The sequence below is a fragment of the Pseudomonas macauensis genome (assembly GCF_047902425.1).
GTDB lineage: Bacteria > Pseudomonadota > Gammaproteobacteria > Pseudomonadales > Pseudomonadaceae > Pseudomonas.
This window is the reverse complement of the sequence record NZ_CP138377.1, coordinates 1537421-1561195: the sequence shown is the minus strand read 5'-3', so window position 1 is coordinate 1561195 and position 23775 is coordinate 1537421. Positions and strand designations below refer to the sequence as shown.

The window sequence follows — 23775 nt, the reverse complement described above, 5'->3', positions numbered from 1 at the left end:
CTCGTTCCTACAGAAGAGATAAAAAAACCCCCGCCGAGGCGGGGGTTCACACAAAGGAGTCAACGGTACTGCGTATTGCTTAGAACACGTACTGCAGACGGGTCACGACGCCGTTGCCGTCATCGTCGCCGTTGGCATTCCGAATGCCGTCGGTGGTGACGTGAACGTAGTCGAGGGAGACCTTCACGGCTTCATTGGCGTACCAGTTCACACCGATGGTGTTGGTGCTGGCCTTGGTGTCGCCCACGTCGCGGGTAGCGGTGGCTACGGTCACGTTCGGGTCATCCACCTTGATGTGGTCATAGCGGTAGAAGACTTCCCAGGCACCGAGCTGCTTGTCAGCCGGCTTGATGGTGTCGAACTTGGCGCCATCGAGCTTGTACACGCGGGACTCGCCGGTGATGGTGTAGGCCAGCTGGCCGTAGTAACCGTCAGCCTTGATGTCCTGATAAGCATCGGCATCGGCTTTCAGCTTGCGCTTGAGGTATTCGGCCTGAGCGGAGAACGGGCCGATGGCGTAAGCGAATTCAGCACCCCAGGTGGAGTCGTCCTTGTAGGAACCGGCCGGGCTCAGGGTGGCGCCGCCGAAGGTAGCGCGGTTGCCGTTGTCACCAGCGTCGTTACCACCGTTGGTAGCCACACCACGCATGCCCAGGCGCGGACGGATGCGGGAGTCAAAGGCGGTGTCGTTCAGGTCACGGTAGGCGTAGTCCACGCCCAGGTGCAGGACGTTGCCGTCGGTGTTCATCGGAGCGAACACACCACGGAAGTTGAACTGCTTGACGCTGTCGCCGTCGGTGTCGTCGGCGTCCTTGGCGAATACGCCAGCATCCAGGTAAGCCATGTTGGCGACTACGCCGCCGACCTGGGCACCCATGCCGTCCTGGTGGGTGTTGATCCAGTCAGCCAGTTCGTAGGCCGAAGTACGCTCGGTCGCGGTAACCCACTTGGAGCTGGTGGCTTTTTCCAGGCCGAAGTCCGGGTCGAAACGGCCGAACTTCAGAGTGACCGGAGCGAAGCCGATGTAGCTGAAGGAAGCTTCGTCGAAGTAACCGTTGTCCGCGTTACCCGAGTTGTGGGACATGTCGTAGTTGATCTGGTATTTCCAGTCACGGTACATGGTACCGCCCAGTTCCAGGTAGGCACGACGGAAGTACGCGGCGTCAGCATTGTTGCCATTCTTGGTGTAGAAACCATCGAAACGGCTGTAATCCGCTTGCAGACGGCCACCCAGCTTGAAGCTGAACTCTTTGTCGGTGGTACCGACCTCAAGGCCGCCCTTGGTCTTGATAACGATATCGGCGCCATCGGTGGTGACTGTGCCTGCGAAAGCCTGGGCGGAAACGGCCAGTGCCAGGGCAGTGGCGGCGTAACCGGCGAAGTGCTTACGGATCATCGAAGATTCCCCTTAATGGTATTTAGCGTTGAACACGCCGAGTGCCTGGCTGCTGCGCGGCCCCCAAGGTCACGCACAGGCCATCTGGCGGCCCCCGTTTGTGTTGCTGGGAATCTTGGCGAGGGGTTATTTCAGATCAGTTGCTCGTAGATAAAACTTTTATTACAAAGGAACTTTTGATTTCTTTGAGTAATAAAGCTCCTAAGCCATGTCCGACTAGGGCCAGGGCGCTTTCCGACCGCTACTTTGGCGGTATGCTTTCACCTCCCCCTGAAAGACCTTGCCCTCAGGCTTTCCCATGCACGAACTGCAACCCCTGATCCAACAGCACGGTCTTTCCCTGCTGTTCCTCAACGTCCTGCTGGAGCAGCTCGGCCTGCCAATTCCCGCCTACCCGGCGCTGATCGTCGCCGGCGCCCTCGCCCTGCAAGGCAGCGGCGTGCCGCTGGGTGAAGCCTTGGCAGTGGCGGTCGTTGCCTGCCTGATCGCCGATTGCATCTGGTACTTCGCCGGCCGGCGCTATGGCGGCTTCATGCTGCGCAGCGTGTGCAAGGTCTCGCTGTCGCCGGACAGCTGCATCCGCCAAAGCCAGAGTCTGTATCTGCGCATCGGCCCGCGCGCGCTGCTGATCTCGCGCTTCCTGCCGGGCGCCAGCGCGCTGACCACCACCATGGCCGGCATGACCGGAACCCGCCTGCATCGCTTCCTGGGCTACGACTGTGCGGGAGCCGCACTCTGGGCCGGTTCGGCCCTGATGATCGGCAGCATCTTCAGCGACGCAGTGGACTACGTGCTCGGCTGGCTCAGCCAGTACGCCAGCCTTGGCGCCGCGCTGCTGCTGGGCGCCTTCGCCCTGTTCATCGCCTGGAAGCTCTGGCAGCGCTACAGCCTGCTGCGGCGCACCTCGCGAATTCCACGTATCAGCGTCGACGAACTGCGCGCCCGAATCGACGCCGAGCAGCCGCCGCTGATCCTCGACGTGCGTGCGCAGTTCGATGGCGAAGCGATCCCCGGCTCCATTCCCTTCGGGCTCGACGCGCCACTGGACGAGCTGCGTGACAGCCTGGGCGATCGTGATGTGGTGATCTATTGCGCCTGCCCCCACGAACTCTCCGCCGCCATGCTCGCCGAGCGGCTGCAGGCGTCCGGCCATTCGCGCGCGTGGGCGCTGTCGGGTGGGCTGGATGCGTGGCATGCGCAGGGGCCGGGCTAGGCGCTGTTTTTTTGGATTAATGGTGTACTCCCTGCCTGCCAACCGGGCCGATCACGGACAGAGTCCGCTCCTACGAGATGCATCTGCGCTCGGGTTGGCCCTCACCCTAACCCTCTCCCAGGGGGAGAGGGGACCGTCCGGTGCAGGATGAAACTACTATGTCAGCCGGCACGATCTGGCTCCCTCTCCCTGAGGGAGAGGGCTGGGGTGAGGGAAAGCCCTGGCACAGATTCAGCCGGGACAAGACAGTTGCTCCTACAAAGATCACCGGCACTCCCGTTGGAGCGGACTCCGTCCGCGATAGTCTGAGGTGTCGGGAAGATTCGCGGATAAGATCCGCTCCTACGAGAGCTGCCGCGGCATGCCCGAACCTGTAGGAGCGAGCTTGCTCGCGAACCGAGGTTTCCAGCGACTCCGGTGTCAGACGGGTGCGCGTTACGGAGAGCCATGGGCGGATTCAGCGCCGCGAATGGTCCCGTCGCAGCTCGGCAAGGTGCGCGGCGAGCAGGTCGGTGTCCGCGCCGGGTTTCTCCGGCAGCGCGCGCAGGGTCGCCTGGGCCAGCCGCATCTGCCGCAGGTAACGCCGGCAGTTGCGGCACAGCAACAGGTGCCGCCGCAACGCCAGCTTCTCGCGAAAGCTCAATTGTTCGTCCAGCAGGTCGCTGGAGCGCGCCACCAGTTCCTTGCAGGTCAGCATTCCCCGGTCTCCTCGAAGTGCTCCAGCGTGGCGAACACCTTCAGCCGCGCACGATGCAGCAGCACCCTGACATTGGAGAGCGAAACGTCCAGAAGATTACAAATCTCATCCAGCTCCAGCCCTTGTCGCTCACGCAGCAGCAGGACGCTGCGCTGCAGCTCGGACAGGCTGGCAAGGGTCTTTTCCAGACATTTGCGCAATTCCTCCTCGGCCAGCAGGGCCTCCGGGGAGTCCTCGTGCCAGGCCAGCGGCGCCGGGCTCCAGTGGCCATCGGCGGCGAAACGGGCGTCGTCGATGCTGCCGTGGGGTGCGGGCAGGTCGTCCAGGGAGACCTCCCGGCGAACCTTGCGCAGGCGGGATTTGGCGGTATTGGCGGTGATGGTCAGCAGCCAGGTCTTGAGGCTGGAGCGCCCCTGGAAGCCGTCGAGGTTGCGCACGGCGGCGAGCCAGGCGTCCTGCACCACTTCATCGGCCTGGGCGCTGCCGACGATGGCGATGGCCACGGCGCGCATCGCGCCCTGGTAGGTGGCTACCAGGGTGCGGAAAGCCTGCTGGTCACCGGCCAGCAGGCGCGACAACAGCTCGCTGTCGTCGATGGGCACGATCAGCGCTTGCGCAGGATCACGCTGCCGATGGAGTAACCGGCGCCGAAGGAGCTCAGCACGCCGATGGAGCCGGCGGGCAGGTCGTCCTGGTGCTTGTGCAGGGCGATCACCGAACCTGCCGAGCTGGTGTTGGCGTAGGTGTCGAGGATCACCGGCGCCTCGTGGGCCTCGGCGTCGCGGCCGAGCAGCTTGCGGGTGATCAGCAGGTTCATGTTCAGGTTGGCCTGGTGCAGCCAGAAGCGCTTCACGTCGCTGACCGGGATGTCGTTCTGCGCCAGGTGCTCGCTGATCAGCTCGGCCACCATCGGGCAGACGTCCTTGAACACCTTGCGGCCTTCCTGCACGAACAGCTTGTCGCGCTGGCCGATGCCCTCTTCCGCGGCGCGGTTGAGGAAGCCGAAGTTGTTGCGGATGTTGTTGGAAAACTGGGTCAGCAGCTTGGTGCTCACCACGTCGAACTGGTGCTTGGAAGTGGCCTGGTCGGCGCGCTCGACGATCACCGCGGTGGCGGCATCGCCGAAGATGAAGTGGCTGTCGCGGTCACGGAAGTTCAGGTGGCCGGTGCAGATTTCCGGGTTGACCATCAGGATGGCGCGGGCCTGGCCGAGCTGCACGCTGTTCACCGCGGCCTGCAGGCCAAAGGTGGCCGAGGAACAGGCAACGTTCATGTCGAAGCCGAAGCCCTGGATGCCGAGGGCGGCCTGCACTTCGATGGCCACCGCCGGGTAGGCTCGCTGCAGGTTGGAGCAGGCCACGATCACCCCGTCGATGTCTGCGGCGGTACGACCAGCGCGCTGCAGGGCTTCCTTCGCCGCATGCGCGGCCATTTCGCAGAGGATGCCCCAGTCTTCGTTGGAGCGCTCCGGAATGCGCGGGGTCATGCGCTGCGGGTCGAGGATGCCTTCCTTGTTCACCACGAAGCGGCTCTTGATGCCGGAGGCTTTCTCGATGAACGCGGAGCTGGATTCGGCCAGCGGCTCCATCTCGCCCTTGGCGATGGCCTCGGCGTGCTGCTCGTTGTGACTGCGGACGTAGCTATTGAAGGATTCCACCAGTTCATCGTTGGAAATGCTGAACGGCGGGGTGTACAGGCCAGTTCCGCTGATCACGACTTTATGCACGGTCAATCCTCTTCAAATATCAGGCCGCCAGACCAGGCGGCAAGGTTAGGCATCAAGGTGCCCGCACGGCGGCCGGCACTGGAAATTCTGGGGCTCCGCGACATGGCACGGAGACAGGGGGATGTAACGGGGCAGTTTGCCATCCCCCTCCGCAGGCGGCATCTTTCGCCGCCCGGCGGTCCGCAGTGGCACCTTAGTACAACTCCGGGGCACTGATTATGCTGCAATTTTCGGCAAAAAGTCGCCGGCAAAGCGTGGCGATTGCGCCACTTTCCGTAATAAAGCCTCGTACTGCCTGGCATGGCCCGATCGATTGAATTACTGCAAGGGCACCATAGCCATGGATGGCGCGCCGGAATCGGCAGCGGCCCGTATGCTTCTCGCCATTGCCCAGGGAGACCGACAGGATGAGTGACACGCCCCGCCCGGAAATGGACGAACAAACACTGGAATTCGCCAATCAGGTGATCGATCTGGCCCGCCAGGGCGACACCGAGCGCCTCGCCGCGCTGTTGCGCCAGGGCCTGCCGGCCAATTTGCGCAACCACAAGGGCGACAGCCTGCTGATGCTGGCCAGCTACTACGGCCACCTCGACACGGTACGAGTGCTGCTGGAGCACGGCGCCGATCCGGACCTGCGCAACAACGCTGGGCAAACGCCCCTGGCCGGCGCAGCCTTCAAGGGCGACCTGCCGATGGTCCGTCTGCTGCTGACACACGGCGCCAACGTCGAGGGCGCTTCGCCCGATGGCAAGACTGCGCTGATGATGGCGGCGATGTTCAATCACCCGGAGATCGTCCGCTGCCTGCTGGAACACGGTGCCAACCCTGCCGCCCGGGATGCCAGCGGCCTGACGCCCCTGGCCGCCGCGCGGATGATGAACGCCGCCGATACCCTCGCCGTGCTTGAAGCGGCCTGAGCCACTCAGGCCGGGTCGCTGTGGACCAGCCGGTTGCGTCCTTCCGCCTTGCCGCGATACAGGCGGCGGTCGGTACAGCGGTAGAGCTCGTCGGCATCCAGGCCGTCGGTGGGCCACTCGGCCAGGCCAAAGGTGGCGGACAGTGGAATACGCTGCCCACCGTACTCCAGCGGTCGCCGGGCCACTTCCTGGCATAGCGCCTCCACCAGCGGCTGGGCATCGAAGCGGTCGGTGAACGGCAGCAGGATGCCGAACTCCTCCCCGCCCAGGCGGCCAATCAGGTCGGTGGCGCGTAGCCGATGACGAAGGGACCTGCACAGGTGCTGCAGGGCCTTGTCACCCGCCTCATGCCCCCACTGGTCGTTGATCAGCTTGAAGTGGTCGACATCCAGCACCACCAGCACCAGCCGCGTGTCGTAGCGGGCCGATTCCTGGATGCAGCGCTGCAAGGCGCGCTGGAAGCTCTCGCGACTGGCTACCCCGGTCAGCGTGTCGGTGAGTGCAAGACGGCGCAGCTGCTTGTAGGCATCGGCGCGGCGCCCTTCGTAGAGGTGCATGAAGGCCAGCACCAGCACGCCGCAGAAGATGCCGTTACCGATATCGATCAGCCCTGGCGCATCCAGCCGCAGGTGGTTCATATAGAGGTACATCAGGGTCGCCAGCAGCATGAACGGCACACTCAGCAGGAAACCGCGCCACTGGCCCAGCAGCAGATAGGCCATGACCGGCATCAGGTAGACCCAGACAAACGCCGAGGCCGAGGCCTTGGGCATGACGATGATATAGAGGATGAAACAGAAGGTCGGAATCAGGTAGGCGAAGATCCATGGCACCAGGTGGCGCACCCGCTTGAGCCGGTGCGAGGCCCACAACAGCAGGCCACAGGCCGCCGCCTCGGCGATGGCCAGCCAATAGTTGCCGGCCAGGCTCTGGAGGATGCAGAACACCCCCAGGGTCACTCCGGTGCAGACGAAGATCAGCCGCATCAGCAGGCGATGATCAGCCTCTTCCAGCCCCGATGGCCCGGTGCTGGGCTCGTAGAGTTGCTCGGGATCGCTGTTGTGGTACATCAGCCTGGCTCCTTGGCTCGGCCGTCAGCGGGTCGACCGTCCCCGTCATCCGGCCTGTCTCCCGTCTCAGAAGACTACTCCAATTTCCCACAGTCCGTAGGGCTATCTGACTGATTCATTCGCTGCGCTGGCCGATTCACGGCAGGATCGGCCGCTCTGGGCTAGCCTTCGCTGCATCATCCGTGGAGGAAATCTATGCGTTCGATCCTTGCTGTCCTGTCGTTGCTGGTGCTGTCCGGTTGCGCCTCATACCAGAGCGATGAAGTCCACCCCGTTCCCACCGATCGCCTACTGGCCTATCAGCAACCGGGCAAGGACAGCGTCAAGGTCGACGTGACCCGCGACGTGGGCTATATCGGTGGCGGCTGCTACGTCGCCGTCACCATCGACCACGAAGTGGCGGCGCGCATTGGCAAGGGCGAATCGGCCAGCTTCCACGTGCCGGTCGGCAAGCACGTCGTCGGCATCATCGGCGACAAGGACGGCGACGGCCTGTGCAGCAAGGCGATGCTGCGCCGCGAACTGCTAGTGTCGCTGGAGCCGGGCGGCAACAACGCCTTCCGCATCAACAGCGACAACCGCACAGGTTTCGACATCAAGCCGGCGGTCCAGTAACCGCCGGCCAGGGTGCGCCTCAGCCGTTCAGACGAGCGACGAGGCGTGCCTGCAACTTCTCCAGTTCCTCCGCCTCGGCCTTGTTCGCCGCGTGAATCCCCAGGCCTTCGCCGGCATAGCGCGGGACGATGTGCATGTGGATATGGAACACCGTCTGCCCTGCCGGCGCACCGTTGAACTGGGCGACCTGCACGCCATCGGGGTTGAGCTCCGCCACCAGCACGCCGGTCAGGCGCTGCACCACGCGCATCACCTTGCCCAGCGCCTCGGGATCGACTTCGAGGATATTGCGTGCCGGGGAGTTCTTGGGAATCACCAGGGTGTGGCCGTAGGACTGCGGGAACAGGTCGAGGAAGGCGAGCACGTCGTCGTCCTCGTACAGCTTGTAGCAGGGGGCGTCGCCGCGAATGATCTGGGCGAATATATTCTGCGGATCGTAGTTGCCGTGCAGGCTCATGATGGGTTCCTTTTCCCTTGACTGGGTGTGGGTCCGGTGACTATCGGACCGCACCATACCGGTTTGTCGCGCGCGGGTCATGACCGACGACGCGCAGCGGTCTATCCTGAGGCCTTTCGCCCAACAGATCGGAGTTTGCATGTCGGATCTTTCCGCGTTCCCCATCACCCGCAAATGGCCCGCCGAACACCCTGACCGCCTGCAGCTGTACTCGCTGCCCACGCCCAATGGCGTGAAGGTCTCGATCATGCTCGAAGAGCTCGGCCTTCCCTACGAGCCGCACCTGGTCAGCTTCGAGCGCAACGATCAGATGTCCCCGGAATTCCTCTCGCTCAACCCGAACAACAAGATCCCCGCGATCATCGATCCCAACGGTCCGGACGGCAAACCGCTGGCGTTGTTCGAGTCCGGCGCGATCCTGGTCTACCTCGCCGACAAGACCGACTCGCTGATCGTCCCCGGCGCTACCGGCCGCTACGAGACCCTGCAATGGGTGATGTTCCAGATGGGCGGGATCGGCCCGATGTTCGGCCAACTGGGCTTCTTCAACAAATTCGCCGGCAAGGACTACGAGGACAAGCGCCCGCTGCAGCGTTACGTCGATGAAGCCAAGCGTCTGCTGGCCGTGCTCGACCAGCGCCTGGACGGCCGCGACTGGATCATGGGCGAGCGCTACACCATCGCCGACATCGCCACCTTCCCGTGGATTCGCAATCTGATTGGCTTCTATGAAGCGGGCGAGTTGGTGGAGTTCGAGAAATTCACCAATGTGAAGCGCGTGCTGGAACGCTTCCTGGCGCGGCCGGCAGTGCAGCGCGGGCTGAATATCCCGAAGCGGGATTGAGGATTCACACCCTGTAGGAGCGAGCTTGCTCGCGAACGGATTCCCCGGCAGCTCAGGAGCTGGACGGGTTCGCGAGCAAGCTCGCTCCTACGAAGAGCTTGAGCATCAGGCTTCGACCTGGCTCCACTGCTTCGACAGGCGCTTGTCCGACACCGGCAGCTTGGTCCCCAGTTGCTGGGCGAACAGCGAGACGCGGTACTCCTCCAGCATCCAGCGGTACAACGCCAGCTCCGGGTCACGCTTGCCCTCCTGGGCGTGCTTGGCCAGGCGCGCCGAATACTGTTCCCAGTAGCCGGCCATCTCGCTGCTCCACACGCGGTCGCGCTGGACCTGGCCGGCAACCTTGTCCAGACGCTGCTCGACCGCCTTCAGGTAGCGCGGGTACTCCTTCAGCCACTCCAGCGGCGTGTCGCGCACGAAGCCGGGGTAGACCAGCCTGGCCAGTTGCCCCTTCACGTCGTTGAGCGGCACGGTCATGGCGAGGTCGACCTTGCCCTTGAAGCGCTTCTGCAGGCCTTGCCAGAGCTTGAGGATTTCCAGGGTCAGGCGGGCAATGCGTTCAGCGTGCTCGGTCCAGGCGCCGCGCTTCTTCTCGGCCAGCGAAGCAAGCCCGGCGCCGTCGCGCGGCAGGTTGCTTTCGCCGTCCAGAATGGCGCTGTCCAGGCTGGCCAGGAGGATGTCTTCCACCAGCGCCTCGACCCGGCCCAGCTCGCGGTAAAGCAGCCCCATCTCGGTCTGCCCCGGCAGCTTGCTGCGCAGGAACTTGGCCGGCTCGGCGAGCTGTTGCAGCAGCAGGCGTTGCAGGGCGCGGCGGTGCTGGTAGTCGGCTTCGGCCTGGGTCGGGAAGCGGTTTTCCTTCACCACGCCAGCTTCTTCCACCAGCGCCGGGTAGACCGTCATCGACAGCCCGGCGACCTTCTGCTGGACCTTCTCCGCCACTTCCGTGAAGCCCTTGGCTTCCACCGGTTTCTGTGGCTTGTCCGCCTGCGGGATGGCCAACGCGGCCTGGCTGGCCTCGGCGAAGCGCGCGGTAAGTTCGGCCAGGTCGCGGCCTTCGCCGAGGAACTTGCCGCGGGCGTCGACCACTTCGATGTTCATGCGCAGGTGGGTTTCCACCTGGGTCTCGGCTTCCGCCCAGGCTTCTTCCGTGACGCGGCTGCCGGTCATGCGCTGCAGCTCGCGACCGAGGGATTCGGACAGCTTGCCTTCGGCGAAGACCATCTTGCCCAGCGCCGCCTTGACGAAGTCCGGCACCGGCACGAAGTTCTTGCGGATCGCCTTGGGCAGGCTGCGCACCAGCTCCACGCACTTGGCTTCCAGCAGGCCGGGCACCAGCCACTCCAGGCGTTCGGCGGGCAGCTGCGGCAACAGGGGGGCCGGCACTCGCACGGTCACGCCATCGCGCACGTGGCCCGGCTCGAAGTGATAGGTCAGAGGCAATTGCAGCTCGCCCAAGCGCAGGCGGTCCGGGTAGAGGCCGGCGGTGACTTCGCTGGCGTCACGGGCGAGGACGTCTTCCTCGCGCATGATCAGCAGGTTCGGTTGCTGCTTGTGCTCGCGCTCGTACCACTTCTCGAAGCTGGCGGACTGGTAGATGTCCGCCGGCAAGCGCGCGTCGTAGTAGGCGAACAGGGTTTCCTCGTCAGCGAGGATGTCGCGCCGGCGCGCCTTGGCTTCCAGCTCGTCGAGCTTTTCCAGCAGCTGGCGGTTGGCCGACAGGCACTTGGCGCGGCTGTTGATCTCGCCACGCACCAGCGCCTCGCGAATGAACATCTCGCGGGATACCGGGGAATCGATCGGACCGTAGTGCACGGCGCGGCGGCCGATGATGATCAGGCCGTAGAGGGTGACCTGCTCGTAGGCCACCACCTGGCCACGGCGTTTTTCCCAGTGCGGCTCCAGGTAGTTCTTCTTCACCAGGTGCCCGGCCAGCGGCTCCAGCCAGTCCGGCTCGATCTTCGCGACCATGCGGGCGAACAGCTTGGTGGTCTCCACCAGTTCGGCGGCCATGATCCACTGTGGCTTCTTGCGCCCGATCACACTGGAAGGGTGAATCCAGAAGCGCCGCTGACGCGCGCCGAGGTAGTCGCCCTCCTCCGCCTTCTGGCCAATCTGGCTGAGCAGGCCGGAGAGGATCGCCTTGTGCACGGCGGCGTAGTCGATGTCGCGGGCCTTCGGCTCATCCGCCTTGGCGACCGGCTGGCGGCCACGGTTGTCGTGCTGTCTGGGCTGCTCGCGGGCAGGCTCGTTCTTGCGCAGGGCACCCTCCGACTTGGCGCCGAAGGGCAGCTGCAATTCCTTGCAGATCAGCGTCAGCTGGCGGTGCGCGTCGCGCCACTCGCGCAGGCGCAGGTAATTCAGGAAATTCTTCCGACACCAGTTGCGCAGCGCGTTTGAGCCCAGCGCCAGGCGCTGTTCCTCAAAGCCGCGCCAGAGGTTGATCAGCGCGGCGAAGTCCGAATCCGGGTCCTTCCACTGGGCGTGGGCCTGGTCGGCGGCCTGCTGGCGCTCGATCGGGCGCTCGCGCGGGTCCTGCACCGACAGCGCGCTGGCCACGGTGAGCACTTCCGGCAGGCTGCCCTGCTGCGCTGCTTCCAGCAGCATGCGGCCCAAGCGCGGGTCGATGGGCAGGCGCGCCAGCTGGCGGCCCAGCGGTGTGAGCTGGCCCTCGCGGTTCACCGCCGAGAGTTCCTGCAGGAGGGTGAAGCCGTCGTTGATCGCCTTGCCATCCGGTGGCTCGATGAAGGGGAAGGCCTCGATGTCGCCCAGGCGCAGATGCAGCATCTGCAGGATCACCGCAGCCAGGTTGGTGCGCAGGATTTCCGGATCGGTGAAAGCCGGGCGGCCGTTGAAATCTTCTTCGCTGTACAGGCGCACGCAGATACCCGGCTCGACCCGCCCGCAACGGCCCTTGCGCTGGTTGGCGCTGGCCTGCGAGATGGCTTCGATGGGCAGGCGCTGGACCTTGGCGCGGTAGCTGTAGCGGCTGATGCGCGCGGTGCCGCTGTCAATCACGTAGCGGATGCCGGGCACAGTCAGCGAGGTCTCGGCGACGTTGGTGGCCAGCACGATCTTGCGCCCCGGCATGGGCGCGAAGATCTTCTGCTGCTCGGCCGGCGTCAGGCGCGCATACAGCGGCAGGACTTCGGTGTGGCGCAGGTTGGCCTTACGCAGCATATCGGCGGCGTCGCGAATCTCGCGCTCGCCGGGGAGGAATACCAGCACGTCGCCGGGGCGCTTGCCGACTTCGCGCTCGTGGGCCGCGATTTCGTCCAGCGCGCGGAGGATGCCCTGGTCCACGGAAAGGTCGTCGAACAGCGCTTCGCCGTCCTCGTCCACTTCCGCTGCCAGCGGGCGGTACCAGGTTTCCACCGGGTAGGTGCGGCCGGAGACTTCGACGATGGGCGCATCGCCAAAATGCTTGGAGAAGCGCTCCAGGTCGATGGTCGCCGAGGTGATGATCAGCTTGAGGTCCGGGCGGCGCGGCAGCAGCGTCTTCAGGAAGCCGAGCAGGAAGTCGATGTTCAGGCTGCGTTCGTGGGCTTCGTCGACGATGATCGTGTCGTAGCGTTCCAGGTAACGGTCGTGCTGGGTCTCGGCCAACAGGATGCCGTCGGTCATCAGCTTGATCAGCGTGCTCTCGTCGCTCTGGTCCTCGAAGCGCACCTGATAGCCGACCAGCGCCCCCAGCGGTGTGCCGATTTCCTCGGCGACGCGGGTCGCCACGCTGCGCGCAGCCAGGCGGCGCGGCTGGGTGTGGCCGATCAGGCCGTGGGTGCCGCGGCCGAGCTCCAGGCAGATTTTCGGCAGTTGGGTGGTCTTGCCCGACCCGGTCTCGCCAGCGATCACCACCACCTGGCTCTTTTCCAGTGCGGCCTTGATCTCGTCGCGCTTGGCGGCAATCGGCAGGCTGTCGTCGTAGCGGATCTTCGGGATGCTCGCGCGACGCGCCTCGACCTTGGCGCAGGAGGCCGCAAAGCGCTCGGCCCATTGCGCCAGCTTGGCGTCGTCGGGGTGCTTGCGCAATTCGTGGAGCTGCCGGCGCAGGCGATGGCGGTCGCGGATCAGCGCGTGATCCATGCGCTGCAGGAGCTGTTCGGGGGTCGGCGTGCTATCAGTGGTCATCGGCTTCGCGGGCATCTGGACGGGAGCGGCGCAAGCAGATGCGGAGCCGGTCCCTGGAATGGGCTGTCATGGCGACAATCCGCGAATTGTCGCAAAAGACCAGCACGGACCGCCACGTAGATTACCTGGAGGCCCCCAGCCCAATGCACACAGGCATAAAAAACCCGCCTTGCGGCGGGTTCTTTGTCTAGCGGCTCAGGCCTTGGCCTTCTTGAGCTCCTGGTCGCGCAACTCGCGGCGCAGGATCTTGCCGACGTTGGTGGTCGGCAGGCTGTCGCGGAACTCCACGGACTTGGGACGCTTGTAGCCGGTGAGGTTGTCGTGCATGTGCTGCATGACCTGCTCCTTGGTCAGGGTGACGCCCGGCTTGGAGACCACGAAGACCTTGATCGACTCGCCGGACTTCTCGTCCGGGATGCCGATGGCGGCGCACTGCAGCACGCCCGGCAGGGTGGCGAGCACGTCTTCCAGCTCGTTGGGGTATACGTTGAAGCCCGACACCAGGATCATGTCCTTCTTGCGGTCGACGATGCGCATGTAGCCGTCGTCCTGGATGATCGCAATATCGCCGGTACGCAGCCAGCCGTCCTTGTCGAGGATCTCGTCGGTGGCTTCCGGGCGCTGCCAGTAGCCCTTCATCACCTGCGGGCCCTTCACGCACAGCTCGCCACGCTCGCCCAGCGGCAGGTCCTGGCCGTCATCGCTGATGACCTTGCACAGGGTGGACGGAACCGGGATGCCGATGGTGCCGATCTGGATGTTCTGGAAGGGGTTCACCGACACCACCGGGCTGGTCTCGGTCATGCCGTAGCCTTCGCAGATGGCGCAGCCGGTGACGTCCTTCCAGCGCTCGGCGCTGGCCTGTTGCAGGGCCATGCCGCCGGACAGGGTCAGCTTCAGCGCGGAGAAGTCCAGCTTGCGGAAACCGTCGTTGTTGCACAGGCCGACGAACAGGGTGTTCAGGCCGACGAAGCCGGTGAACTTCCACTGCGACAGTTCCTTGACCATGCTCGACAGGTCGCGCGGGTTGGTCACCAGGATGTTGTGGTTGCCGGTGAGCATCATCGCCATGCAATGGAAGGTGAAGGCGTAGATGTGGTACAGCGGCAGCGGCGCGATGAGGATCTCGCAGCCTTCGTTGAGGTTGGCGCCCATCAGTGCCTTGCACTGCAGCATGTTGGCCACCAGGTTGCGGTGCGTCAGCATCGCGCCCTTGGCCACGCCGGTGGTGCCGCCGGTGTACTGCAGCACGGCCACGTCGTCGCTCTTGGGCGAGACTTCCGCCACCGCCTTGCCACGGCCCTTGGCCAGGACGTCGGTGAGCTTCTGCGCCTGCGGCAGGTTGTAGGCCGGCACCATCTTCTTGATGTGCTTGACCGCGAAGTTGACGATGAAGCGCTTGAGCGGCGGCAGCATGTCACCCACTTCGGTGACGATGACGTTGCGGATGCCGGTCTTGGGCAGCACTTCCTCGGCCAGGTGGGCCATGTTCGCCAGGCACACCAGCGCCTTGGCGCCGGAGTCGTTGAACTGGTGCTCCATTTCCCGCGCGGTGTACAGCGGGTTGGTGTTGACCACGATGAGGCCGGCGCGCATGGCGCCGAAGACCACGACCGGGTACTGGAGCACGTTGGGCAGCTGCACGGCGATGCGATCGCCGGGCTTCAAATCGGTGTGTTGTTGCAGATAGGCCGCGAAGTCCCCGGAGAGCTTGTACATCTCGCCGTAGGTCAGGGTCTTGCCCAGGTTGCTGAAGGCAGGCTTGCTTGCAAAGCGTTGGCAGGACTCTTTGAGTACCGCGAGGATGTTCGGGTACTGGTCAGCGTTGATCTCGGCAGCGATCCCCACTGGGTATTTGTCCTTCCAGAAATTGTCGGTCATGGAAGCCCACTCCTAAGCAACAGCTCATCTTTACCGCAGTGCGGTTCGTTGTTGTGTTTATGTCGCTTTCCCTGGCGGCAGGGAGCGAAAAGCGGGCCGAGATTAGCAGCTTTGAGAAACAGCGACCAGCACCAAACACAGCCTTGCCAGTCAGAAAAATGACCGAAAGCAGCCATTTCGGTCACCCACCCTCCACTCGTCGGAAAAGCCCGTCCCAGAAGGGCTGAAGCCTTGTTGGATTGTCCGACAAGGCGGGTTTCAGGGAGATGAAACCGGAAAAAAGGACGGGGACTGGTGATCAGACCAGTCCCCGTTGGCAGGGTGAACCACCGGTGTCGGATCAGGCGATTTGGCACAGCTCCTGGCGCAGGATCTTGCCCAGCGGGAAAGCGCAAAGACACTCGTCGCAGCTTCCGGATCGGTAAAAGCTTCATCCGCCAGGCACCGGTGAAATCACCTTCTGGGAATGATCTACCTCAACACCGGCCAGGTCCGTATCCCGCAAAGTGCTTTTGCACTCTCCTGGAGAACCCTCATGTTTCCCGAATTCCGTGAAAAGATTACCCGCCTCAAGGCCGAGGACCCGCATTTCGCAAAGCTCTTCCATAGCCACAACGATCTCGACCAGCAGATCAAGAACATGGAAGCCGGTATCACCCCTGCCTCGCACGACACCATCGAGACGCTGAAGAAGCAGAAGCTGCAGCTCAAGGACGACCTGTACGAGATCCTGCGCAAGAAGGATGGCTGCTGCCAATGCGGCAGTGGCAGCTGTGGCGGTTGACCCACTCGGCCGGCAACCAGCAACAAAAAAAGGGGGCTGATCCCGGATCAGCCCCCTTTTTCGTCCACGCTCACCTCAGGCGGTTTCGCGCAGCTCCCGGCGCAGGATCTTGCCCACCGGCGTCATCGGCAGGGCGTCCTTGATGACGATGTGCTTGGGCACCTTGTAGCCGGTGAAATTCTCCTTGCAGTAGGCCTTGAGCTCTTCCACCGTCACTCCGCCCTCGCGCGGCACGACGAACAGCTTCACCGCCTCGCCGGATTTCTCGTCCGGCACCCCCACGGCCGCACAGTTGGCGACTTTCGGGTGAGCCATGACCACGTCCTCGATCTCGTTGGGGTAGACGTTGAAACCGGAGACAATGATCAGGTCCTTCTTGCGGTCGACGATGCGCACGAAGCCGTCCGGGTCGATCACCGCGATGTCGCCGGTACGCAGCCAGCCTTCGGCGTCCAGCACCTCGGCGGTGGCCTCCGGGCGCTGCCAGTAGCCCTTCATCACCTGCGGGCCCTTCACGCACAGTTCGCCGCGCTCGCCCAGGCCGAGGTCGCGGCCATCGTCATCGATCACCTTCAGCGCAGTACCCACCACCGGGATGCCGACGGTACCCAGGCGCGCCTTGTCGCCATACGGGTTGGTGGTCACGACCGGGGATGTTTCGGTGAGGCCGTAGCCCTCCACCACCGAGCAACCGGTCATGGCCTTCCAGCGCTCGGCGGTAGCGGTGACCAGCGCGGTGCCCCCGGAGTTGGTGACCTTGAGGTTGGAGAAGTCCAGTTCCTTGAATTCCGGGCGGTCCATCAGGGCGACGAACAGCGTGTTCAGGCCCAGCAGTGCGGAGAAGCGCCACTGCTTCAGTTCCTTGATGAAGCCAGGGATGTCGCGCGGGTTGGTGATCAGCACGTTGTGGTTGCCGTTGACCATCATGCACATGCAATTCGCGGTGAAGGCATAGATGTGGTACAGCGGCAGCGGCGCGATCATCACCTCGTTGCCCACCTGCATCAGCGGCTTGCCGTCCGGGCCGTGCTGCTGCAGGCAGGCATGCACCTGCTGCATGTTGGCCACCAGGTTGCCGTGGGTGAGCATGGCGCCCTTGGCCACGCCGGTGGTGCCGCCGGTGTACTGCAGCACCGCGATATCTTCCAGGCCAACCTTGACCGGCTGCAGTCCATGGCCACGGCCCTGGCGCAGGGCGTCCTTGAAGGAGACGGCCTGGGGCAGGTTGTACTCCGGCACCATCTTCTTCACGTGCTTGACCACGGTGTTGACCACGAAGCCCTTGAGCGCAGGCAGCATATCCCCCATGCGCGCCTCGATCAGGTATTCGATGCCGGTGTCGGGCAGCACTTCCTGCACCAGCTTGCCGAACAGGTTCACGTAGACCAGCGCGCGGGCGCCGGAGTCCTTGAACTGATGGCGCATCTCGCGGGCGGTGTACAGCGGGTTGGTGTTGACCACCACCAGGCCCGCGCGCAAGGCGCCGAACACGGCGATCGGGTATTGCAGGATATTGGGCATCTGCACGGCGATACGGTCGCCGGGCTTGAGGTCGGTATTCTTCTGCAGGTACGCACCGAAGGCGGCGGACAGGCGGTCCAGCTCGGCGTAAGTCAGGGTCACACCCAGATTACTGAACGCCGGACGGTCGGCGAACTTCTTGCAGGAGCGCTCGAACACTTCCACCACGGACTTGTAGGCCGTCAGATCGATGTCACTGGGCACGCCAGCCGGGCGTTTGTCGTTCCAGAAATCAGGTTGCATGTTTTTCTTATCCTCGTACCTGAGCGAAACCAAACCGCCAATGCGGTCATTTGACGGAAGCTAGCAGTTCCCCCGGTCAGCGCAAAGACTCCAGCAAGCGTCATTGACTGCGTGAATCTTGCCCCACCGCCCCCTTGCCAGGCGCAATGGCGCCCAACGCCTGACGTCGCGGGAAGCCTAGGCCAGCCGACGCAATCCATACAGGAAATGTCCGCGCGCGCAGCTGAGCAAAAATCGCCTGGGCAGACACGCGCAGCGCTGTACACTGCGCAGCGTCGGCGATGATCGCCGTGTCTCACTTGCGCTCGATAATTCGTACAACAATCGGGAAGGACCCATGCCTTACGCTGCCTACTGGCTGACCGCCAGCGACGAGACGCCGCTGTACACCCGCCACTGGGCGCCGGATGGCCCCTCCCGTGGGGCCCTGATGCTCTCCCACGGCATGGCCGAGCACGCCGGCCGCTACGAGCGCCTGGGGCTTGCGCTGAACGCCGCCGGCTACCACCTCTACGCCATCGACCAGCGCGGCCACGGCCGCACCGCCGAGCATGGCGAGCTGGGCCACTACGCCGACCACGGCGGCTGGGGCAAGGTGATCGGCGACCTGCATACGCTGAACCAGCACATCCGCGAAGAACACCCGGACCTGCCCATCGTCCTGCTCGGCCACAGCATGGGCAGCTACATCGGCAGCGCCTACCTGATGCAGCACAACGCCAGCCTGAAGGCGGCGGTACTCTCCGGCTCCAACTACCAGCCGGTGGCGCTGTACAAGAGCGCCCGCGCCATCGCCCGCTTCGAGCGCTGGCGGCAAGGCCCGCTGGGGCGCAGCGCGCTGATCGACTTCCTCTCGTTCGGCTCCTTCAACAAGGCCTTCAAACCGAACCGCACCGCCTTCGACTGGCTCAGCCGCGATCCCGTCGAAGTCGACAAGTACGTCAACGACCCGCTCTGCGGCTTCCGCTGCAGCAACCAGCTGTGGCTGGACCTGCTCGGCGGCCTGGCCGACATCACCCCGCTGGAGCATCTCTCGCGCATTCGCAGCGACCTGCCCGTGCTGGTGATTGGCGGCGAGCGCGACCCGGTCAGCCAGGGCAAGCGCCTGCGCGTTCTCGCCCAGGCGATGACCCGGGCCGGGGTTCGTGACGTCCAACTGAAGATTTATTCCGACGCGCGTCACGAGTTGTTCAACGAGAGCAACCGTGACGAGGTCACCCACAACCTGATCGACTGGCTGGGTGCGCACTGCCCCGTCCGCCAGGCCGAGACCCTCGAGGAGCCCCTATGACCCAGGTCCAGAACGTACCCTACGAAGAACTCGAAGTCGGCCAGAAAGCCAACTTCAAGCGCAGCGTCGGCGAGCGCGACATCCAGCTGTTCGCAGAAGTCTCCGGCGACCGCAACCCGGTTCACCTGGACGCCGAGTACGCCGCCACCACCCAGTTCAAGGAGCGTATCGCCCACGGCATGCTCACCGGCGCGCTGATCAGCGCGGCAATCGCCACCACCCTGCCGGGCCCTGGCACCATCTACCTCGGCCAGAACCTGACGTTCACCCGTCCGGTGAAGCTCGGTGACGAACTGACGGTGGAACTGGAAGTGCTGGAAAAGCTGCCGAAGAACCGCGTGCGCATCGGCACCGTGGTGCTCAACCAGGATGGCAAGGCTGTGGTGAAAGGCGAAGCCGAAGTGCTGGCGCCCGCCGAGAAGCTCAACATCGAACTGCCTGCGCTGCCGCCGATCACCATCGGCTGATAGGCACTCCGGGGCCGGCCATCCGGCCCCGGAAACTTGTATACAGTTTCCGCCTCAACTACCCTTCCCCGTCGTCAGTTCAATCAACTGGGATAACCGAAGGCCTTCCGCCCGAAACCCCATCACCGGGAATCGGAGCCGCCATGGACCTTCGACTGCTATTGCTATCCCTCTGCACCTTCGCCGCAGGCCTCGCCGAGGCCATCCTCACTGGCATCCTACCCTCGCTCGCCGCCGACCTGGGCGTATCCCTCAGCCTCGCCGGCCAGCTCACCAGCCTGTTCTCCCTGAGTTTCGCCATCGCCGCGCCGCTGCTCGGCTGGCTGACCCGGGGCGCCGATTGCCGCCGCCTGCTGGTGATCACCCTGCTGATCTTCGCCATGTTCAATGCCGGCGCCGCACTGAGCCCCGGCTACCTGTCGCTGCTGCTGATGCGTATCGGCATGGCCGCTTGCTGCGGGCTGCTCATCATGCAGGCCAGCCTGCTGGCGGTGGAACTGGCGCCGCCGGCCCAGCGCGGGCGCGCGATCGGCCTGATCTTCATGGGCATCAGCGGTTCACTGGTGTTCGGCGTGCCGGCTGGCGTACTGGTGAACGAGTGGTTTGGCTGGCGCTGGATCTTCGCCGCCATCGCCCTCTATTCACTGCCACTGGCCGCCCTGCTGCGCCTCGCCCTGCCCCGTCGCACGCTGGGCAGCCCAGCCAATGGCGCGGCGTACAAGCGCCAGCTGCGCAGCCCCTCGCTGAACCTGGCGCAGCTGGTGTCGATCCTGCTGCTGGGCGGGCACTTCACCCTGTTCGCCTACATCACGCCTTGGTTCCAGCAGGTCGCCGGGATCACCGACAGCCAGCGCATCGCCCTGGCTCTGCTGCTGATCGGCCTCGCCGCCATCGGGGGCGGTTACCTGGGTGGCTGGTTGAGCGACCGTCTCGGGCATCGCCGTGCGCTGATCGTGGTGCCGGGGCTGTTCGCCCTGGCAATGCTGGCGATTCCGTTGAGCCTCGGGCATCCCTGGCTGTTGCTGATGGCGCTGATGGTCTGGAGCACCATCAGCTGGATGATCTCGCCGGCGGTTCAGAGCTACCTGCTGGCCAGCGACCCGGCCAGCGGCAGTGCCGGGGTGGCGCTGAACACCTCGGCCATGCACCTGGGCGTGGCCCTCGGCGCGGCGCTGGGCGGCGCGGTGATCAGCCTGGCCGGCATCACCTGGACGCCCTGGGTCGGTATCGCACTGGTGGCGGCGTCGGTGCTCTGCGCGACACTATCCTGCTGGCTGCAGCGTGAGCGGGATGACACTCCGTTCAGCGTTCCCTCACCGTGACGCTGGCGGTCATCCCCGCGCTCAGGTGGATGCCTGCGGGCACCTTGTCCAGACGGATGCGCACCGGGATGCGCTGGGCCAAGCGCACCCAGTTGAAGGTCGGTTCGACGTTGGCCAGCAACTGGCTGTCGGGAATCGCGTTGCGGTCGGTGATGCCGCTGCTGATGCTTTCCACGGTGCCATCGATGGCGGTATCGCCGCTCATCAGCACGATCTTCGCCGGCTGGCCGACACGAATGCCGGGCAGCTTGGTCTCCTCGAAGTAGGCGGTAACGTAGAAGGACTTCTGGTCCACCAGCGCCATCGCCGGCTGGCCGGCCTGGGCGTAGTTGCCCTGGGCCAGGCGCAGGTTGGTGACCTGGCCGTCGCGCGGAGCGCGCATTTCGCTGCGGGTCAGGTTCAGTTCGGCCAGGCGCAACTGGGCCAGTGCCTGGTCGTATTCGCTCTTGGCGATGGCGGCGTTGATCTGCGCGGTCTCCTTGTCTTCGGCGCTGATCGCCGCGATGCCCAGGCGATTTCGCCGGGATGCTTCGCTCTGGCGAAGCAGATACTGCTGGTGACGGGTCTCGGCAAGCGCCTTGGCCTGTTCCAGATTGGCGGCGTAGCGCTCGCGGTCGATGCGCATGATCAGGTCGCCGGCCTTCACCTGCTGGTTGTCCTGCACCGCCAGGTCGGTAACCCAGCCGGACACGTCAGGGGCGATCACCACCACGTCGGCACGCACCCGCGCATCGCGGGTCCAGGGCGACAGCATGTAGTAGCGCCATAGCCAAGTGCCGGCGAGTACGGCGCAGAAGACCAGAATCAGGGTGACGGCTACGCGAAGGAATCCGCGCATTCAACTTCTCCTCTCAAGGGGCCGCGCTCAGTGCCCAGGTGACGCCACAGAGAATCAGCACGAACAACGAGCAATCGAACAGCGCTTCGTGCCAGATCCAGCGGCCGAAGGGCGTGGCCTGCAGCAGCAGGCGCAGCACCACCGTCAGGCCCAGGGCCAGTACCGCGTAGATGAACAACGGGCTGAGGTAGACGCCGCCCCAACCGACCTCATGCAGTCCCATGCTGATCCTCCAATCGGCACCACTGCCGCCAAGTGTGGCGCAATTGCGCCAGGGCGGCGCGGGCCAGGCGATTGGGTTCGTTCTCGCCGTGGAGATCGCGCGCCAGGGCTTCCTCCAGGGGTTCGCAGAGCGCCTCAAGGCGCTGCTCGCGGCCGCTGCCCGGCCCCTGCTCCAGCACGCTGGCGAGCGAGCCGAGGAACTGGTCGCGCGCCTTGCGCAACAGACCGTGGGCATTATTGAGGCAGGCGCGCATATGGATCAGTTCGTTGCCCAGGTCCAGCGCCAGCAGGCCGTCCTGCCAACGCCGCTGCTCCTCTTTCGGCAACAAGGTGTAGTGCCGCGCCAGGCGGATCAGGCGGTCGGCCATGCGTCCGCCGAACCAGTTCTCCGCCTCCTCGATTGGCCGCCGGGTCAGGCGCCCCAGGTCGATACAGGTGGCCTGGATCAGGCGTCGGTTGAGCCAGTCCGCCGGCAGGGTCAACAGGCGGAACACCACAACCGCGAAGCCCACACCGATGACCACGCCCTGGGCGGAATTGAGCAGGGACGCCAGGTCGTAGCGCATCACATTGCTCGGCGCCACCAGGGTGATGAAATGGATCGAGAACGAGGTGGCGGTGCCGGCCAACGCCGGTGTGGCCATGCCCAGCAAGGCGAAGAACAGCGGCACGCCGAGGGCCATGCAGAGCAGCGGGAAACCGTTCCACTGCGGCAGCAGCCACTGGGTGACCACCGCGGCGGCAGGTATCGCGTAAAGAATGCCGCGCAGGAAGCCCAGGCCGATGGCAACGGCATTGTCGCGATTGGCGAACAGGCTGCAGATCACCGCCGCCAGCAACATCCCGCCAGTGGCGGCAGGCCAGGCGGTGGCCATCCAGAAGGCCGACATGCCGAGCAGCGCCAAGGCGCTACGCAGGCCATAAAACAGCGCCATCAACCAGTCGCGGTGCCAGGACAGCGTGCCGGTCGCTCGCTCATCCACCGCCCCCGAGGCGACCGAACGCATGGTGCGCTCGGCGTCCACGGCCTTGCGCAGCAGCAGCGCACAACGGATCAGGCAATAGCGCAGGTCGTTGGACCGGGTGTCGTCGCTGCCCGCCTGCTCCAAACGCTCGCCCAGCGCCTTCATCGACTCGACCTGTGGGTCCTGCAACACTGCTTGCAGCTCATCGACCCAGGGTTGCAGCCGCGCCTTGTCGCCGTCGTCCAACACGCTGCGCTGGCGGGCCACACCGCGCGCGGTACGCAGCAGACTGAGCAGGTCGCGGGAGAGGATGCGCAGTGCCCGCGACCGCATGCGTCCGCGATAGCCCTCGAACCAGGCGTGATCACGCTGTACGTCCACCTCGACGATCTTGCCCAGCGCCAGCAGCAGGCCCTTGATCTCCCGCGCGTCGGCATCGATCTCGCTGCGCGCGGCCTGCATCCCGGTAAGCCAGGTGGCCCGCGCTTGCTTGTCCAGGTTGGCCTCGACCCGGCGCGGCCAGAGGATGGCGCTGACCGCCGAAGCACACAGGATGCCCAGGCAGATTTCCGTGGAGCGTGCCACGGCCTGGTCGAATACCCCCAGCGGATGGCTGATCGCCGGCAGGCCGATGATCGCCACCGTGTAGCCGGAGAGCACGAAGGCATACGACACGTGGTTGCGCAGCGTGGTCGAAGCGGCTGTGCAGAGGCCGAGCCATACCGACACGGCGAGCAGGAACAGCCAGGGAGTCTGGGCGAACAACGCCATGATCACCACGGACATGGCGGTGCCGGCCAGGGTGCCGATCAGGCGGAACAATCCCTTGGCCACCACCATGCCCGACAGCGGTTGGGACACGATGAACACCGTCATCAGTGCCCATTGCGGCTGTTCGAGGTCGAAACGGAAGGCGCACCAGAGCGCCAGGCCGCCGGCCAGGAGCGTCTTGATCGCGAATTTCAGCGCCAGCGTATCCGGCGCGAGGAATGCCTGTAGCGTAGGTCGCACGCGGTCTCTCGAAAGGCTCCGGGTCTATCGCCTAAAGATAGTCGGCTACGGGGACGGCAACATCGTTGCCAAACACATTATTAGCAAGCTAACAACATAGCATCCCGACTTTCGCGCAGGCAAAAAAACGGGCGACCTAAGTCGCCCGAAGTGCCTTGCGTGCTCTG

Annotated in this window: 20 protein-coding genes; 8 read left to right on the top strand and 12 right to left on the bottom strand. The window is 64.7% G+C overall.

The window, feature by feature from the left end; translation table 11 throughout:
* Positions 1-79: 79 nt before the first annotated feature.
* Entirely contained in the window at positions 80-1396 is a 1317-nt protein-coding gene (locus SD196_RS07385; protein WP_275610709.1) for an OprO/OprP family phosphate-selective porin, read from the bottom strand.
* Positions 1397-1694: 298 nt separating this feature from the next.
* On the opposite strand from SD196_RS07385, the gene SD196_RS07380 reads away from it, so the two are divergent.
* On the top strand, positions 1695-2609 hold the full coding sequence (locus SD196_RS07380) for a VTT domain-containing protein (RefSeq protein WP_416311229.1): 915 nt from the start codon (positions 1695-1697) through the stop codon (positions 2607-2609).
* A gap of 457 nt (positions 2610-3066) precedes the next feature.
* On the opposite strand, the gene SD196_RS07375 is transcribed toward SD196_RS07380, so the two are convergent.
* Genes SD196_RS07375 through SD196_RS07365 form a run of 3 tightly spaced genes read right to left on the bottom strand, consistent with a single transcriptional unit; the run spans position 3067 to position 5032 of the window.
* Positions 3067-3306: a zf-HC2 domain-containing protein gene (locus SD196_RS07375; protein WP_331316297.1), complete on the bottom strand. Its 240-nt coding sequence runs from the start codon at positions 3304-3306 to the stop codon at positions 3067-3069.
* On the bottom strand, positions 3300-3902 hold the full coding sequence (locus SD196_RS07370; RefSeq protein WP_416311723.1) for an RNA polymerase sigma factor: 603 nt from the start codon (positions 3900-3902) through the stop codon (positions 3300-3302). Before SD196_RS07370 ends, SD196_RS07375 begins: the two co-directional genes overlap by 7 nt.
* An 8-nt stretch (positions 3903-3910) precedes the next feature.
* Positions 3911-5032 (bottom strand): beta-ketoacyl-ACP synthase III, encoded by a 1122-nt coding sequence (locus SD196_RS07365; RefSeq protein ID WP_416311228.1) that lies wholly within the window; start codon positions 5030-5032, stop codon positions 3911-3913.
* A 407-nt stretch (positions 5033-5439) separates the two neighbouring features.
* On the opposite strand from SD196_RS07365, the gene SD196_RS07360 reads away from it, so the two are divergent.
* Positions 5440-5952 carry an ankyrin repeat domain-containing protein gene (locus SD196_RS07360; protein ID WP_343574141.1) on the top strand — a complete coding sequence of 171 codons (513 nt, stop codon included), beginning with the start codon at positions 5440-5442 and terminating at the stop codon, positions 5950-5952.
* Between the two features lie 5 nt (positions 5953-5957).
* Here the strand turns inward: SD196_RS07360 and SD196_RS07355 are convergent, their stop codons facing one another.
* Positions 5958-7022: a GGDEF domain-containing protein gene (locus SD196_RS07355; RefSeq protein WP_275610703.1), complete on the bottom strand. Its 1065-nt coding sequence runs from the start codon at positions 7020-7022 to the stop codon at positions 5958-5960.
* Positions 7023-7217: 195 nt separating this feature from the next.
* Between SD196_RS07355 and SD196_RS07350 the strand changes: the two genes are divergently transcribed.
* Positions 7218-7637, top strand: coding sequence for a 3-isopropylmalate dehydratase (locus SD196_RS07350; RefSeq protein WP_275610702.1), 420 nt, complete (start codon positions 7218-7220; stop codon positions 7635-7637).
* A gap of 19 nt (positions 7638-7656) precedes the next feature.
* On the opposite strand, the gene SD196_RS07345 is transcribed toward SD196_RS07350, so the two are convergent.
* On the bottom strand, positions 7657-8094 hold the full coding sequence (locus SD196_RS07345; RefSeq protein ID WP_331316306.1) for an HIT family protein: 438 nt from the start codon (positions 8092-8094) through the stop codon (positions 7657-7659).
* Positions 8095-8233: 139 nt separating this feature from the next.
* Here SD196_RS07345 and SD196_RS07340 point away from each other — a divergent pair, with 139 nt between their 5' ends.
* A complete protein-coding gene (locus SD196_RS07340; protein WP_416311227.1) occupies positions 8234-8938 on the top strand; it encodes a glutathione binding-like protein in 705 nt (234 codons plus the stop codon).
* Between the two features lie 105 nt (positions 8939-9043).
* On the opposite strand, the gene hrpA is transcribed toward SD196_RS07340, so the two are convergent.
* Together hrpA and fadD1 are read right to left on the bottom strand one after the other, a co-directional pair.
* Positions 9044-13063, bottom strand: a complete 4020-nt coding sequence (gene hrpA / locus SD196_RS07335) for an ATP-dependent RNA helicase HrpA (protein WP_416311226.1) — start codon at positions 13061-13063, stop codon at positions 9044-9046.
* A gap of 195 nt (positions 13064-13258) precedes the next feature.
* Positions 13259-14944, bottom strand: coding sequence for a long-chain-fatty-acid--CoA ligase FadD1 (gene fadD1, locus SD196_RS07330; protein WP_275610698.1), 1686 nt, complete (start codon positions 14942-14944; stop codon positions 13259-13261).
* 535 nt (positions 14945-15479) lie between these two features.
* On the opposite strand from fadD1, the gene SD196_RS07325 reads away from it, so the two are divergent.
* Positions 15480-15728 carry a YdcH family protein gene (locus SD196_RS07325; RefSeq protein WP_275610697.1) on the top strand — a complete coding sequence of 83 codons (249 nt, stop codon included), beginning with the start codon at positions 15480-15482 and terminating at the stop codon, positions 15726-15728.
* 75 nt (positions 15729-15803) lie between these two features.
* Here SD196_RS07325 and fadD2 read toward each other — a convergent pair whose 3' ends face one another.
* Positions 15804-17492, bottom strand: coding sequence for a long-chain-fatty-acid--CoA ligase FadD2 (gene fadD2 / locus SD196_RS07320; protein ID WP_275610696.1), 1689 nt, complete (start codon positions 17490-17492; stop codon positions 15804-15806).
* A gap of 337 nt (positions 17493-17829) precedes the next feature.
* Here fadD2 and SD196_RS07315 point away from each other — a divergent pair, with 337 nt between their 5' ends.
* The 3 genes from SD196_RS07315 (at position 17830) to SD196_RS07305 (ending at position 20572) form a co-directional block, all read left to right on the top strand.
* On the top strand, positions 17830-18783 hold the full coding sequence (locus SD196_RS07315) for an alpha/beta hydrolase (protein WP_343574155.1): 954 nt from the start codon (positions 17830-17832) through the stop codon (positions 18781-18783).
* Positions 18780-19250 (top strand): MaoC family dehydratase, encoded by a 471-nt coding sequence (locus SD196_RS07310; protein WP_275610694.1) that lies wholly within the window; start codon positions 18780-18782, stop codon positions 19248-19250. Before SD196_RS07315 ends, SD196_RS07310 begins: the two co-directional genes overlap by 4 nt.
* Positions 19251-19393: 143 nt before the next feature.
* Positions 19394-20572 carry an MFS transporter gene (locus SD196_RS07305; protein WP_331316314.1) on the top strand — a complete coding sequence of 393 codons (1179 nt, stop codon included), beginning with the start codon at positions 19394-19396 and terminating at the stop codon, positions 20570-20572.
* Here SD196_RS07305 and SD196_RS07300 read toward each other — a convergent pair.
* The 3 genes from SD196_RS07300 to SD196_RS07290 are packed head-to-tail and all read right to left on the bottom strand — an operon-like array spanning position 20553 to position 23608.
* Positions 20553-21410 (bottom strand): HlyD family secretion protein, encoded by an 858-nt coding sequence (locus tag SD196_RS07300; RefSeq protein WP_275610692.1) that lies wholly within the window; start codon positions 21408-21410, stop codon positions 20553-20555. The genes SD196_RS07305 and SD196_RS07300 overlap by 20 nt on opposite strands.
* A gap of 13 nt (positions 21411-21423) precedes the next feature.
* Positions 21424-21633 (bottom strand): DUF1656 domain-containing protein, encoded by a 210-nt coding sequence (locus tag SD196_RS07295; protein ID WP_275610691.1) that lies wholly within the window; start codon positions 21631-21633, stop codon positions 21424-21426.
* A complete protein-coding gene (locus SD196_RS07290; RefSeq protein WP_370600950.1) occupies positions 21620-23608 on the bottom strand; it encodes an FUSC family protein in 1989 nt (662 codons plus the stop codon). The genes SD196_RS07295 and SD196_RS07290 overlap by 14 nt, the downstream gene beginning before the upstream one ends.
* Positions 23609-23775 lie beyond the last annotated feature (167 nt).